The 13,286-nt window shown below is 69.9% G+C and carries 14 protein-coding genes; 8 read left to right on the top strand and 6 right to left on the bottom strand.

Annotated features, from left to right (window positions below; genetic code table 11):
- Positions 1–5: 5 nt before the first annotated feature.
- Positions 6–470: a murein hydrolase activator EnvC family protein gene (locus ACIBI5_RS36755; protein WP_397253600.1), complete on the bottom strand. Its 465-nt coding sequence runs from the start codon at positions 468–470 to the stop codon at positions 6–8.
- A 235-nt stretch (positions 471–705) separates the two neighbouring features.
- On the bottom strand, positions 706–2,157 hold the full coding sequence (locus ACIBI5_RS36760; RefSeq protein WP_397253602.1) for an MFS transporter: 1,452 nt from the start codon (positions 2,155–2,157) through the stop codon (positions 706–708).
- A gap of 103 nt (positions 2,158–2,260) precedes the next feature.
- Here ACIBI5_RS36760 and ACIBI5_RS36765 point away from each other — a divergent pair, with 103 nt between their 5' ends.
- The 6 genes from ACIBI5_RS36765 (at position 2,261) to ACIBI5_RS36790 (ending at position 7,541) form a co-directional block, all read left to right on the top strand.
- Positions 2,261–2,860 carry an ArsR/SmtB family transcription factor gene (locus tag ACIBI5_RS36765; RefSeq protein WP_397253604.1) on the top strand — a complete coding sequence of 200 codons (600 nt, stop codon included), beginning with the start codon at positions 2,261–2,263 and terminating at the stop codon, positions 2,858–2,860.
- A 205-nt stretch (positions 2,861–3,065) separates the two neighbouring features.
- Positions 3,066–4,061 carry a 30S ribosomal protein S2 gene (gene rpsB / locus ACIBI5_RS36770; RefSeq protein ID WP_397253606.1) on the top strand — a complete coding sequence of 332 codons (996 nt, stop codon included), beginning with the start codon at positions 3,066–3,068 and terminating at the stop codon, positions 4,059–4,061.
- 264 nt (positions 4,062–4,325) lie between these two features.
- Positions 4,326–5,159, top strand: coding sequence for a translation elongation factor Ts (gene tsf, locus ACIBI5_RS36775; protein ID WP_397253608.1), 834 nt, complete (start codon positions 4,326–4,328; stop codon positions 5,157–5,159).
- 108 nt (positions 5,160–5,267) lie between these two features.
- Positions 5,268–5,966, top strand: coding sequence for a UMP kinase (pyrH, locus tag ACIBI5_RS36780; protein WP_379620386.1), 699 nt, complete (start codon positions 5,268–5,270; stop codon positions 5,964–5,966).
- Between the two features lie 84 nt (positions 5,967–6,050).
- Entirely contained in the window at positions 6,051–6,608 is a 558-nt protein-coding gene (gene frr / locus ACIBI5_RS36785) for a ribosome recycling factor (RefSeq protein WP_397253610.1), read from the top strand.
- Between the two features lie 93 nt (positions 6,609–6,701).
- Positions 6,702–7,541 (top strand): phosphatidate cytidylyltransferase, encoded by an 840-nt coding sequence (locus ACIBI5_RS36790; RefSeq protein ID WP_397095304.1) that lies wholly within the window; start codon positions 6,702–6,704, stop codon positions 7,539–7,541.
- Here ACIBI5_RS36790 and ACIBI5_RS36795 read toward each other — a convergent pair.
- Positions 7,521–8,552 carry a suppressor of fused domain protein gene (locus tag ACIBI5_RS36795; RefSeq protein ID WP_397253612.1) on the bottom strand — a complete coding sequence of 344 codons (1,032 nt, stop codon included), beginning with the start codon at positions 8,550–8,552 and terminating at the stop codon, positions 7,521–7,523. The two genes, ACIBI5_RS36790 and ACIBI5_RS36795, sit on opposite strands and share 21 nt — an antisense overlap.
- Before the next feature lie 111 nt (positions 8,553–8,663).
- Here ACIBI5_RS36795 and rlmN point away from each other — a divergent pair, with 111 nt between their 5' ends.
- The gene (rlmN, locus tag ACIBI5_RS36800; RefSeq protein WP_397253614.1) at positions 8,664–9,764 is read left to right on the top strand and encodes a 23S rRNA (adenine(2503)-C(2))-methyltransferase RlmN; all 1,101 of its coding nucleotides are present in this window, start codon (positions 8,664–8,666) and stop codon (positions 9,762–9,764) included.
- A 337-nt stretch (positions 9,765–10,101) separates the two neighbouring features.
- Here the strand turns inward: rlmN and ACIBI5_RS36805 are convergent, their stop codons facing one another.
- Positions 10,102–10,764, bottom strand: a complete 663-nt coding sequence (locus tag ACIBI5_RS36805; RefSeq protein WP_397253615.1) for a hypothetical protein — start codon at positions 10,762–10,764, stop codon at positions 10,102–10,104.
- 5 nt (positions 10,765–10,769) lie between these two features.
- Entirely contained in the window at positions 10,770–11,831 is a 1,062-nt protein-coding gene (locus ACIBI5_RS36810) for an ATP-binding cassette domain-containing protein (RefSeq protein ID WP_397253617.1), read from the bottom strand.
- 119 nt (positions 11,832–11,950) lie between these two features.
- Between ACIBI5_RS36810 and ACIBI5_RS36815 the strand changes: the two genes are divergently transcribed.
- Positions 11,951–12,472, top strand: coding sequence for a DivIVA domain-containing protein (locus ACIBI5_RS36815; protein WP_397253619.1), 522 nt, complete (start codon positions 11,951–11,953; stop codon positions 12,470–12,472).
- A gap of 155 nt (positions 12,473–12,627) precedes the next feature.
- On the opposite strand, the gene ACIBI5_RS36820 is transcribed toward ACIBI5_RS36815, so the two are convergent.
- On the bottom strand, positions 12,628–13,269 hold the full coding sequence (locus ACIBI5_RS36820) for an HAD-IA family hydrolase (RefSeq protein WP_397253621.1): 642 nt from the start codon (positions 13,267–13,269) through the stop codon (positions 12,628–12,630).
- Positions 13,270–13,286 lie beyond the last annotated feature (17 nt).

Below are 13,286 nucleotides of genomic sequence, written 5' to 3' on the forward strand. Positions count from 1 at the left end.
TTCGCTCATGGCCAGTGCGGGAGGAGACGGACCAGGCCGGTGCCGGTCAGGAGGAGGGGGTCCAGGTAGCGGCGTTCGCGCAGGAGGCCCCAGTGGAGGCAGTGCTGCCGGCAGTGGGGCGGGTCGAGGCTCTGGAGGGTGCCAATCGGGGCGCCGGTGGTCACGTGCTGGCCTGTGCGCACCGATGGGAGGACGGGGAGGTACGTGGTGCGCAGGCCGTTGGGGTGGTGGACGGTGACCACGCCGCGACCGGCCAATTGGTCCGCGTAGCCGATGGTGCCTGGGCCCGCGGCGTGTACGGCGGTGCCCGGGTCGGCCGCCAGGTCGACGCCGCGGTGGCCGGACAGCCATGGGGCCGGGGGCGGGGCGAAGCGGCGTACCACCCCGTGGTCGGTCAGGGGCCACTGCCAGGTCACCGCTTCGGGGGAGGGGGCCAGTGCCAGGAGGAGGGCGAGTGAGGCGCGAATCATGGCGGCCAGGATGGGGGAGCGGCCCCGGCCCGCGAGGGGGCGAACGGGGTTCTGTGGACAAACCCCATCCGGTCAGCGGGCCTGTGGACAGCAACCCCACCCCGAACCCGGGCTGCGCCCGAACGGGCGCGGGGAGCCGGGCTGCGCCCGGAGTGGCGCGGGGAGCCGGGCTGCGCCCGGAGTGGCGCGGGGAGGCGGGCCGCGGCCGGGCCAGCGCAAGGAGGCGGGCCGTGGTCTACATCAGTGAGCGCATCTTGACCAGGGTGAGCTCGTAGATGGCCTGTCCCATCGTCTGATCGACGCGCCCAGGCGGCACATGACCGCGCCGGCCGTACCCGGAAGAGCTGTACCCGGAAGAGCTGTACCTGGAAGAGCCGTACCCGGGAGAGCCGTAGCCGGAAGACGGGCGCGGCCACATGGACGCCCGCAGCGGCGCCGCAGTCTCCCCAGACGGAGGACGGGCGGAGTCCGGCTCGGACCCCCGCAACGGCGAAGCCCAGATCCAGATGGCGCTCAGCGCGATCCCCGCCGCGCACACGAGGATGACCGTCCGCAGCCCCACCACCTCGGCCAGTACGCCACCCACGAGCCCGCCCACCGCCAGCACTCCCTGCACGGCGAACGTGAACGTGGCGTTGACCCGTCCCCGCAGCTCGGCCGGGGCTTCACGCAGTTGCACCGCCCCCATGCAGGTGGCGAACGTCACGACCAGCATCCCGGTGGCCACCCCGCTGACGGCCATGGCGAGGACCTTCCACCACATCGGCCCGCCGATCAGCCCGACCGTCAGGAAGTCGACGGGGAACAGGACCACGGACCACTTGAGCAGCCGGTTCGTCCCGGTACGCCGGTTCAGGCGGGCGGTCAGCCAGGCCCCGAGAAGCCCTCCGGCCCCGGACAGCGCCACGAGCACGCCGATCAGGCCCTTGGGGATGGCCAGAACGTTGACCAGGTAGAGCATGGAGACGGCCGTGTAGGCCATGGCGAAGAAGTTGATGGTCACGCCGGCCCCCAGCAGGGCGCGCAGTGAGGGGTTCGAGAGGCAGGCGCGCAGGCCTTCGCCGACGTCGCGCAGCATGCCGCGTGAGGCCGCCGGGGTGTGTGACTCGGGGGTGCGGATGCGGCCCATCAGCAGGGCGGACAGCAGAAACGACACCCCCTCCACCAGTACGGCCAGCGGCGCCGTCAGCACCTGCACCAGCAAGCCGCCGAGCCCCGGCCCGGCCACGGAGGCGACCGAGTACGACGCCTGCAGGCCGGCCATGGCCTCGGTGCGCTGGCCGGCTGGTACGACGGTGGCCAGGTGGGGGAAGTTGGCGGCGCGGAAGACGACCCCGGCGGCGCCGATGACGAACGCGACGGCCACCAGCAGCGGCACGCTCAGCGCCCCGAGCAGCCACGCGGCGGGTACGGCCAGCGCCGCCGCCGCGGCGACCAGCTCGCAGCCGATCATCAGCGGACGGTGCCTGCGCAGGCGGTCGGAGACGGCCCCGGCCTGCAGCCCGAACAGCAGCGCGGGAACGAAGGCGGCGGCCGTGAGCAGGCCCATCTGCGACGGGCTCGCGGCGAGCAGCGTGATGCCGGTGAGCGGCACCGCCAGCTTGGACACCTCGGTCCCGGCGACCGAGATCGTCCGGGAGGCCCAGAGAAGGCGGTAGTCGGGCCTGCGGCGCAAGGGGACGGTCATGAGCTCCTCCAAAGACTGTGAAGGAAACCCTTCACAACTATGAAGATAATCCTTCATAACTGTGAAAGCAATCCTTCAGATCTGATCCGGGTACGGTTTGCACATGACCGACGTGCTCAGTGACCCCAAGGTGATGCGCGCGCTGGCCCACCCCGCCCGCCTGGAGATGCTGAACCGGCTGCAGGTCGAGGGACCCTCGACGGCCACCGAGATCGCGGAGTTCGCCGGAGTCACCCCGAGCGCCGCCAGCTACCACCTGCGCATGCTGGCGAAATACGGCTTCGTGGAGGACGCCCCGCCCCGCGCCGACGGCAGGGAGCGCGTGTGGCGCTCGACCGGCCAGGGGCTGAGCGTGTCCACGGAACCCGACGACGCGCCGGAACTGCGCGCCGCCAAGGAACTGCTGATCCACACCGTCTACGACGAGGCCCACGCCGACCTGAAGCGGTCGATGGGCCAGGTGGACCGCGAGCCGCGGGAGTGGCGGGCGGGATCGACCTGGCGGCGGAAGTTCCTGCACATCGGGCCGGAGGAGATGCGCCGCCTGGGCGAGCAGATGGATGCGCTCCTGGCGCCCTATCAGGCGGGGTCGAGGGAGGACGCGCCGGGCGACGCGCGTACCGTGGTCGTGCAGTACTCCATCTACCTGCGCCCCGAGCGTCCGGTGCCCGGATTGCCCACGGAGGACCACGACGCCGTCTGACCCGTGAGGTCAGCGCGGGAGGTAGACTTTCCGATGGCCTGTCACTGACGGGCCGACTTCGCATGCCTCACCGCGAGCCGATCCCTCGGTCCGGGCCGCAAGGTTCCGGCAGGAGTGGCTCAGAGGCATCAGGGCGGCAGTACCCGACTGCCGCGACACAACCGAGAATCGCGCCGCACGGCGCGCCGACCTGGAGGACCAGCACATGGCCCCCGTCGTCACCATGCGACAGCTGCTCGAGAGCGGCGTTCACTTCGGACACCAGACTCGTCGCTGGAACCCGAAGATGAAGCGCTTCATCTTCACCGAGCGCAACGGCATCTACATCATCGACCTGCAGAAGTCGCTGGCGTTCATCGACCGCGCCTATGACTTCGTCAAGGAGACCGTCGCCCACGGCGGCACGGTGCTGTTCATCGGCACCAAGAAGCAGGCCCAGGAGGCCATCGCCGAGCAGGCCGCCCGCGTCGGCATGCCGTATGTCAACCAGCGCTGGCTGGGCGGCATGCTCACCAACTTCTCCACCGTGCACAAGAGGCTTCAGCGTCTGAAGGAGCTCGAGGAGCTCGACTTCGACAACGTCGCCGCGTCGGGGCTCACCAAGAAGGAGCTCCTCATGCGCCGCCGCGAGAAGGAGAAGCTGGAGCGCACGCTCGGCGGTATCCGTGACATGGGCCGCGTGCCCAGCGCGGTGTGGATCGTCGACACCAAGAAGGAGCACATCGCGATCTCGGAGGCCAAGAAGCTCGGCATCCCGGTCGTCGCGATCCTCGACACCAACTGCGACCCCGACGAGGTCGACTACCCGATCCCGGGCAACGACGACGCCATCCGCGCCGTCGGCCTGCTGACCCGCGTCGTCGCCGACGGTGTCGCCGCCGGTCTGATGGCCCGCTCCGGCGCCGCCCGCGGCGACGAGAAGCCGGCCGCCGCCGAGCCGCTGGCCGAGTGGGAGCGCGAGCTCATCGAGCAGGGCGCCGCCGCTGAAGCCGCCACTGAGGTCGCCGCCGAGGCCGCTCCCGAGGCTGCCGAGGAGGCTGTCGCCGAGGTCGCTCCCGCGGCCGCCGACGAGGTCGCTGTCGAGGACGCCGACGTCGCCGCCGAGGCTGTGGCCGAGGACGAGGCCGAGGTCGTCGCCGAGGCTGAGGCCGCTCCCGCCGAGGCCGAGGCCGGCGTCGAGGACGAGACCGAGAAGGCCTGAAGGTCCCGCACGAGCGGGCCCGCCGCCTGACGACCCGAACTCGGGGTCGTGGGGGCGGCGGGCCCGCGAAAGCGGTCCCGGCCCGCGCGAGCGGCGCCGGAGGTCTGCGCGCAAGGCAAAGATCCAAGGCTCCCGGTACGGCTCCCGCGGGTCGTGCCGACCAGCCGGCGGCGACAGCCGTACCGGCACAGAAGGCTTGAAGGGTGGGCTGCCGGATCCCGGCGCCCACCCGATCCACGACGAAGATCCCACGAGGAAAAAGCAATGGCTTCCGTGAACATGGCCGACGTCAAGCGGCTTCGCGAGCTCACCGCCGCCGGCATGATGGACTGCAAGAAGGCGCTCGAGGAGGCCGAGGGCGACTTCGACCGCGCCGTTGAGATCCTGCGCCTCAAGGGCGCCAAGGACGTCGGCAAGCGCGAGTCCCGCACCGCCTCCAACGGCCTGGTCGCGCTCAAGCAGGACGGCGACAGCGCCGCGGCGCTGCTCGAGCTCAACTGCGAGACCGACTTCGTGGCCAAGGCCGAGCGCTTCCAGGAGCTCGCGGCCGAGGTCGTCGACCACATCCTGGCCACCCGCCCGGCCGACGTGCCGGCGCTGCTCACCTCCGAGTACAACGGCAAGAGCGTCCAGAACCACCTCGACGACGCCAACGTCGCGCTCGGCGAGAAGATCGAGATCCGCCGCTTCGCGGTGCTCGAGGGCGGTTACGTCGGCGCGTACATGCACAAGACCGACCCGCAGCTCCCGCCGGCGGTCGGCGTGCTCGTGCAGCTCGACAAGCCCAACGCCGACGTCGCCAAGGACATCGCCCAGCACGCCGCGGCGATGGCGCCGAAGTACCTCAAGGCCGAGGACGTCCCCGCCGACGTCATCGAGAAGGAGCGCGCGCTCTTCGAGGAGATGACGCGCGACGAGGGCAAGCCCGAGGCCGCGATCTCCAAGATCGTCGACGGTCGCGTCAACGGCTGGTACAAGGACTTCACGCTGCTGCAGCAGGCGTTCGTGAAGGACAACAAGAAGTCCATCGCCAAGTACGCCGCCGAGAACGGCGTCGAGGTGCTCGGCTTCGTTCGCTTCAAGGTGGGTCAGGCTTAGGCTTAGTCAAGCCCTCAGCCCCACATCAGAACCACCTACCGAGGAGGCCGCCGCGTGCAGGAGAACCAGGAGCCAGCTACGTCGGCGGCTTCTTCGTATCGAAGGGTCATGCTGAAGCTGTCGGGCGAGGCGTTCGCCGGCGGCGAGGAGATGGGCATCGACCCGGTCGTCGTCGGCCATCTGGCCGACTCGATCGCCGAGGCGGTGCGCGAGGGCGTGCAGGTCGCCGTGGTTGTCGGCGGCGGAAACATGTTCCGCGGCGCCACCCTGTCGCAGGGCGGAATGGACCGTGCCCGCGCCGACTACATGGGCATGCTCGGCACGGTCATCAACTGCCTCGCCCTGCAGGACTTCCTGGAGAAGCGCGGCGTCGAGACCCGCGTGCAGACCGCGATCACGATGCAGCAGGTGGCCGAGCCGTTCCTGCCGCGCCGCGCGATCAGGCACCTGGAGAAGGGCCGCGTGGTCATCTTCGGCGCCGGGCTCGGCACCCCGTACTTCTCCACCGACACGTGCGCGGCGCAGCGCGCGCTGGAGATCGGCGCCGAGGCGCTGCTGAAGGGCACGCAGGTGGACGGGGTCTACGACTCCGACCCGCGGAAGAACCCGGACGCCGTGCGGTTCGACCACCTGGACTACGCAGAGGTCCTGGTCCGCGATCTGACGGTCATGGACCAGACCGCGATCAGTCTGTGCAAGGAGAACGACCTGCCCATCGTGGTCTTCGACCTGATGGGTGAGGGCAACATCCTGCGGGCGGTCCGCGGTGAGAAGATCGGCACGCTGGTGAGTCCGGCAGGCAAGTAGACGGGAGCCCACCCTACGGACGGGCGACCAAGGCAGCAGGGAGCCCACCCTACGGACGGGCGACCAAAACAGCAGGGAGCCGCTGTGATCGACGAAACCCTCCTCGAAGCCGAGGAAAAGATGGACAAGGCTGTCTCGGTCGCGAAGGAGGACTTCGCGAGTATCCGCACGGGCCGAGTCACGCCGTCGATGTTCAACAAGATCAACGCCGACTACTACGGTTCGCCGACTCCGATCCAGCAGTTGGCCTCGTTCCACGTGCCCGAGGCCCGCATGGTCATCCTCCAGCCCTTCGACAAGGGCTCGATGGCCGCGATCGAGAAGGCGATCCGCGACTCCGACCTGGGCGTCAACCCGAGCAACGACGGCCAGGTGATCCGCGTGAACTTCCCCGAGCTGTCGGAGGAGCGCCGCAAGGAGTACATCAAGGTCGCGCGCAACAAGGGCGAGCACGCCAAGGTGTCGGTGCGCAACATCCGCCGCTCCGCCAAGGAGACCCTTGACAAGATGATCAAGGATGGCGACGCGGGCGAGGACGAGGTGCGCCGCGCCGAGAAGGAGCTCGACGACATCACCCAGAAGCACGTCGCCAAGATCGACGAGCTGCTCAAGCACAAGGAAGCCGAGCTGCTCGAGGTCTAGGCTCCAGTACGGCAAGCCGTGGTGCCCCCATCCCCGCGCGGGGCTGGGGGCATTCCAGGGTGATCGGCAAGAAATCCCGGCTTGGGAGAGTCTGTGGAAGAAAGTACGGCTGGCACCAGCCCGAGCGGCGGCAGCCGTACCGGAAGGAACCTGCCCGCGGCGATCGCGGTCGGCGCCGCGCTGGGCGCGTCGGTCATCGTCTCGATCTACACCATCAAGGAGATCTTCCTCCTCGTGGTGGTGGCGGCGGTCGGCGTCGGTGTGATGGAGCTGGTCAAGGCGTTCGGCACGCGGGGCATCGTGGTGCCGTTGGCTCCGGCGCTGGTGGGCACGGCGGGCATGCTGGCCGGGGCGTACTGGGGCGGCGCGGTCTCGCTGGTGGGCACGTTCGCGGTGTTCGTGTTCGTGATGCTGATCTGGCGGATGTTCAGCTCGGGCACCGACGGGTACGTGCGTGACGCCACCGCCTCGGTGTTCACCCTGGTCTATCCGGCGCTGCTGGCGGGGTTCATCGGGCTGCTGCTGTCGCCGCAGGACGGCGCGGACCGGGTGCTGATCTTCATCGCGGTGACCGTGGCCAGCGACATCGGCGGATATTTCGCCGGGGTGCTGTTCGGCCGGCACAAGATGTCGATCATCAGCCCGAAGAAGACCTGGGAGGGTTTCGCCGGATCGGTGCTCGCCTGCGTGGGCGTCGGGGCGTGGCTGGTCATCTGGCGCATGGACGGCGAGTTCTGGCAGGGCGCGCTGATCGGGGTGCTGGCGGCGGCGCTGGCCACGATCGGCGACCTGATCGAGTCGATGATCAAGCGCGACCTCGGCATCAAGGACCTCGGCACGATCCTGCCCGGCCACGGCGGGCTCATGGACCGGCTCGACTCGCTGGTCACGACACTGGTGCCGATCTGGCTGCTACTGGCGCTGTTCTTCTAAGGCCGCGGTGGTGACGGGCACCAGCCACAGCCACCGTACGGCCTCACCTCCGAACGCGAACCCCGACATGTCGGGGAAGTCCGGCGGATCGGCCAGCATGAGCACGCCCGAATAGTCGGCCCCGAGGGGGAACGTGGACGGCTCGTGGTACCACTGCGCGGTGTGCCCGTGCCCGAGCCAGGTGACCGAATGCCACGGGTACTGCGCCAGCCAGACCAGCACCAGCGCCACCTCCCGAGGATCCTGGCGGGTGGCGACGGCCAGCTCGATCCGCGAGTACGCGCGCGGCCGGTCGATCCACTGCTCGACCGTCGGCATGCGCTGGCAGCTCATCCCGACCGTGGACAGCACGGTGAACTCGCGCTCGCCGAACGGAGGCCGCTCGGTGATGCCGACCGTCGGCAGGCGCTCGCCGCTGGCGTCCCAGTAGCGGTCGGCGGGGCCGAGGGTGCGGTCGAGATGGCCCATCACGAACTGCTGGAACGCCGGCCACGAGCCCTCGCGGTGCCGCCAGCGCCAGTAGGAGCGGGCGTTGGAGATGCGGGGCAGCAGTCCTTCGAGCGCCTCCGGCAGCGACCAGGCGAACGGGGTCTCGCCTATGGCGTCGCGGGCGTACCCGGGCATGCCCCTGGACATGTCGGCCCAGCCGGGGATGACGGCCAGCAGGTCGTCGTTCTCGTAGACGGCGACGCCGTCCCCCTCCTCGAACCACAGGGCGCTGAGCTGGCCGAGCGGCCGGCGACCGCCGGGATGGACGGTGTTGGCGTGGGGCATGACGGGCGGCAGGCCCGCGTTGATGCGGCTCAGGTCGACCGCGCCGGGCGCTTTGCGGTGGTTGGCCAGCCAGACGGCGCCGTGGACCGTGCCATCCGGCGCGCACAGGTAGGCGACCGAAGCGTCCTCGTCCCGCTCGATCACCAGGGTGCGGCTCCCGTAGGGGTTGCCGGCCACGAGGACGACCTCGGCCTGGGTGTGCTCACCCGGCTGCTCACCCGCCCGATAAATCGCCATACGAGATGACTGTAGATCGCAGCCCGATCACAGGCGAGAGGCCGTAGGAATGACAAACGCGGGCGAGACGTTCACTACCCTGGTCGGTAACCGTCGAGATGAGGCAGGAACGTGTCCCAGCAGCCAGGCCAGCTCACCTTCGTAGCGCCCCGCCGGGCCAAGCCCGCGCGGCACCTGGCGGACCTCACGATGGCCGAGCGCCGCGCCGCCGTGGCCGAACTCGGTGAGAAGCCGTTCCGCGCCGACCAGCTCTCGCGCCACTACTTCACGCACCTGACCACCGACGTCGAGGCGATGACCGACCTGCCCGCCCCGGCCAGGGAGAAGCTGTCGGCGCTGCTGCCCCCGCTGCTGACCTCGGTCCGCGAGCTCACCACCGACCAGGGCACCACCCGCAAGATGTTGTGGCGGCTGTTCGACGGCGCGTTGGTCGAGTCGGTGCTCATGCGCTACCCCGACCGCGCCACGATCTGCGTGTCCTCCCAGGCCGGATGCGGCATGAACTGCCCCTTCTGCGCCACCGGCCAGGCCGGCCTGACCCGCAACATGTCCACCGCGGAGATCGTCGAACAGGTTGTCGCCGGCGCCCGCACCATGGCCTCCGGCGACGTGCCCGGCGGCCCCGGCCGGATCAACAACGTCGTCTTCATGGGCATGGGCGAACCGCTGGCCAACTACAAGCAGGTCATCGGCGCCGTCCGCCGCATGGTCGAACCCGCCCCCGACGGCCTCGGCATCTCCGCGCGCGGCGTGACAGTCTCGACCGTCGGCCTCGTCCCGGCGATCGGCAAGCTCGCCGACGAGGGACTGCCGGTGACGCTCGCACTGTCGCTGCACGCGCCCGACGACGAACTGCGCGACACGCTAGTGCCGATCAACACACGCTGGAAGGTCGCCGAGGTCCTGGACGCCGCGTGGGCGTACGCGGCCAAGACCAAGCGCCGGGTGTCGATCGAGTACGCGCTGATCAAGGACATCAACGACCACGAGTGGCGGGCGGACCTGCTGGGCAAGCTGGTCAAGAACAAGCTGGTGCACGTCAACCTGATCCCGCTCAACCCGACGCCGGGCTCCAAATGGACCGCCTCACGGCCGGAGGACGAGCGTGCGTTCGTGCGCCGCCTGCAGTTCCACGGCGTGCCGGTCACCGTCCGCGACACCCGCGGCCGCGAAATCGACGGCGCCTGCGGCCAACTCGCCGCCGCCGAGTAACCCCGCCGTCTCCACTCAAGATCTCCAGGCCGCGTCTCTTCCTTCAGGGCCCGCTTCATTCTCAAGGGCCCGTCTTTTTCTTCAGGGCCCGCCGTCTCTTCTCCAGGTTGCGCCGTCGCGGTGGCCCTGCGCCTTCTCTTGTCACGCCGCTCTTCCGTGACGGCTCCGCCTTCACGCCCCCCATCCGTTACGGCTCCGCCACCCCCACGCCACCCGCCGCCGTGCCTGGGCGCCGATCGGGGGGATCGCTTCTCACGTCGGACGTGGTCCCCGCCGCAACGGCCCCGTCGACCCCGCGGAGGGTGAAGCGGTGACCGGTTAGGGGGCGTGGAGTTCGTTAGGGGCGGGAGCGGCGTAGCCAGGCGTACCAGGCGAGGCCGGCCACGCACCACGCCAGCGAGATGGCGCCCAGTACCGGGAGGTCCGACGGTAGGGCGCCCGATCCTGCCGACTTCAGCCACGCCGTGACCGGGACCGTCAGCCAGTAGGCCGGGGTGATGCTGATCAGCAGCATGGCCAGGTAGCCGAAGAGCAGGGCCATGATGGACAGCGCGGGGGAGGGCAGGATCACCCGGCTCGTCAGTGCGCCCAGGACCAGCCCGGCCAGCACCGCCAGCACGTGCAGGACCGTCACGGCGAACAGCACGTCGGTCGTCGGGCCGGACTCCAGTCCCATCAGCAGGCCGCAGGCCAGGGCCAGCGTGGCGAACACCGTGTTCACCGCCAAGGCCGCCAGGAGGCCGCCGGTCAGTTCGCGGGTGCGCGTTCCGGCTGTGGTGGCGGAGATGGCGCGTTGATCGTCGGGCTCGGTGTCGAGCAGGGAACGGGTGGCCCAGGCGAGCACCGGGATGATCAGTACCGCCGAGTCGGCCAACGCGGCGGCCTCGGAGCCGATCGGTGCTCGGTTGGCGTAGATGATCGCCAGCAACACCAGGGTCGGGATGAGCGCCTGGTAGACCCGATGCGACCGGACATAGGCGGATATCCGGAACCTGGTCAACGCGATCATTGTGCCGCCTCCGTGGCCTCGTAGCCCTCCGCGCGCATCCGCGCCAGAAACGACCCCACCTCGCCATCGGGCACCCGCACCTCCACCACCACACCGCCCTCCGACCCACCAAGCCGCCCGGCCTCCGCCGGACGATCGACTCCCACCGCACCGACGTCCACGCCAGACGCCAGGACCGCGGCGGATGCGGACAAAACCGCCTGGTCAGAGGAAGCCGCCGGTACGGACGCCGCCCCTCGACTGGACGTGGCCGTCGAGCGAACGAGATCCGGCGCGTGGTCCGACTTGTGGTGCTGCCCGGTGCCCGGTGCGTGGTCCGGGGCGAGATCGGGTGTCTGGTCGGGCACGTGGCCACGTGTGTGGCCCGGAACGAGGTCGGGCCTGTGGCCCGGAACCAGGTCAGGCGCGTGGTTCGAGGTGAGGTGGGGTTCGTGGTCTGGGGTGGGGTGGGGTTCGTGGTCTGGGGTGGCTTCTTGCAGGATGCCGTCGGTCAGCGTCCAGTGGCGGAGGGAGGGGAGGTCGTGGAGACCCGCCTCGTGGTCGCCGGCCACCACGATGGTGCCTCGGGCGGCCAGCTCGGTCACGATCGCGAGCAGGGCTTCGCGGGTGTCGGTGTCCAGGCCGGCGAAGGGTTCGTCGAGGAGGAGCAGGCCCGGTCGGCACATGAGCGCCTGGATGAGGGCGACCTTGTGGGCGCTGCCCTTGGACAGTTCGCGGAGCGGGAGCCGTACGAGATGGGTGAGGTTGAGGCGGTCGGCCCACGGACGCCAGGTGGCGCCGCCTCGGATGCGGGCCATGTGGTCCAGGTAGGCGGACACGGTGAAGGGTTGCGCTGTGGGGAGGTGGTCGGGGGCGTAGCCGACTGTTCTGGGGCGGGCCGATATTTTGCCGCTTGTGGGGTGGGTCAGGCCGGCCAGCAGACGGAGCAAGGTGGACTTGCCGGCGCCGTTCGCGCCGGTCAGCTCGATGACGTCGCCGGGGTTCAGGACGGTATCCGCGTTCCTGATCACGTCGGGGGCCCGCCGCCGGTAGCGGAAAGAGACGTTGGACAGGTCCATAGTGATCCAACGGTAATGGAGTGGGTCGCATTCTCCGGATAAAGAGCCCCACAATATAGGCACCCCTCGGCACATCTCAGGAGGACCGTCGCTTGAACCGCTTTCCGCGCGTCATGGGTATGCGTTCAGGCTATGACCCCATCGACGTGGACTCGCTCATCAGCCGCATCGAGGCCACGCTCGGCCGGGGCGGGCGCGAGCTGGTGCCGGTGACCGCCGATGAGGTGCGCCGGGCCACCTTCCGCGCCCGGCGCGGCGGCTACAACGAGACGGCGGTGGATTTCGCGCTGGAGGCGTTCGTCGTGGCGCTGGAGACGCGTGCGAAGACGCCGGTGTCGCTGGCGATGACCGAGCCGACCGGTGAGATGCTGCGCGAGGAGTGGTTCGAGACGCAGGCGGCGCGGGTCGAGCGGGTGGCGTTTCGGTCGGGCCGGATGGGGACCGGGTACAACGAGGACGAGATCGACGCCTTCCTGGACCGCATCGTGGCCACGCTGCGCGGCACCACCGACAACCCGCTGACCGGGCAGGCCGTGCGGGACGCCAAGTTCGCCACCGTGCTGGTCCGCCCCGGCTACCTGATCGCGGACGTCGACTCGTTCCTCGCGGGCATCGCCGACGTCCTGGACCAGCGCTACTGAAGCAGCGCCGGATCAGCGCCGCCAGCGAAGCGCCGGTGGTGACGCGCGCTGGTGGTGAAGCACCGGTGGTGGTGACGCGCTGGTCGTGGGGCGTCGGTGGCGCGACGACAGTGGCGCGGCCGCTACTGAAGTGCCGCCACCGGCCCCAGTGGCCGCTACTGAAGGGCGGCCAGCAGGCCGTGGAGGTCGGGCTGGACGGTCTGGAGGATCGACGGGTCGGCGGGGGTCTCGGCCAGGCGGTTGATCCAGATCCGGCGCAGGCCGAGCGCGTGTGCCGGGACCATGTCGTGGACGTAGCCCTGCGCCACGTGCACCCACTCCGACGGCTCGTGTGAGGAACGGAAACGTTCGAAGTGGCCCGGAGACGGCTTGTAGCCTCCGGCGTCCTCGGCGGTGACGACCGCGTCGAAGGGTACGGGCAGCCGCCGCTGCGTCAGGCCGATGAGGTCGCGGTCGCAGTTGGTGAGCAGGGCCAGGCGCCATCCGGCCGAGCGCAGCGCGCCCAGTTCCTCACCGACCTCGGGGAAGACGGGCCAGTAGGGGAGGGTGCGGGCGAGCACGCCGGCGTTGTCGGCGCCCAGGTCCAGGCCCTCGGAGGCGCAGGCCCGGCGGAGGGTCTCGGCCATCACCTCGCGGTAGAGCATCGTCGGCGTCTCGGTCTGGACGGCAAGCTCGTGCCGGTTGTAGGCGTCGAGGAGGCGGCCGCCGTACCCGGGGAAGATCAGTTCCGCGCTGGTGGCGATCCCGTGACGCCAGTCCACCAGGGTCCCGAAGCAGTCGAATGTCACCCATCGCATGAGATCTCATAATGGGC

Origin of the sequence: Nonomuraea sp. NPDC050540 (assembly GCF_044457485.1) — a bacterium.
In the GTDB taxonomy this organism is placed as follows: Bacteria; Actinomycetota; Actinomycetes; order Streptosporangiales; family Streptosporangiaceae; genus Nonomuraea.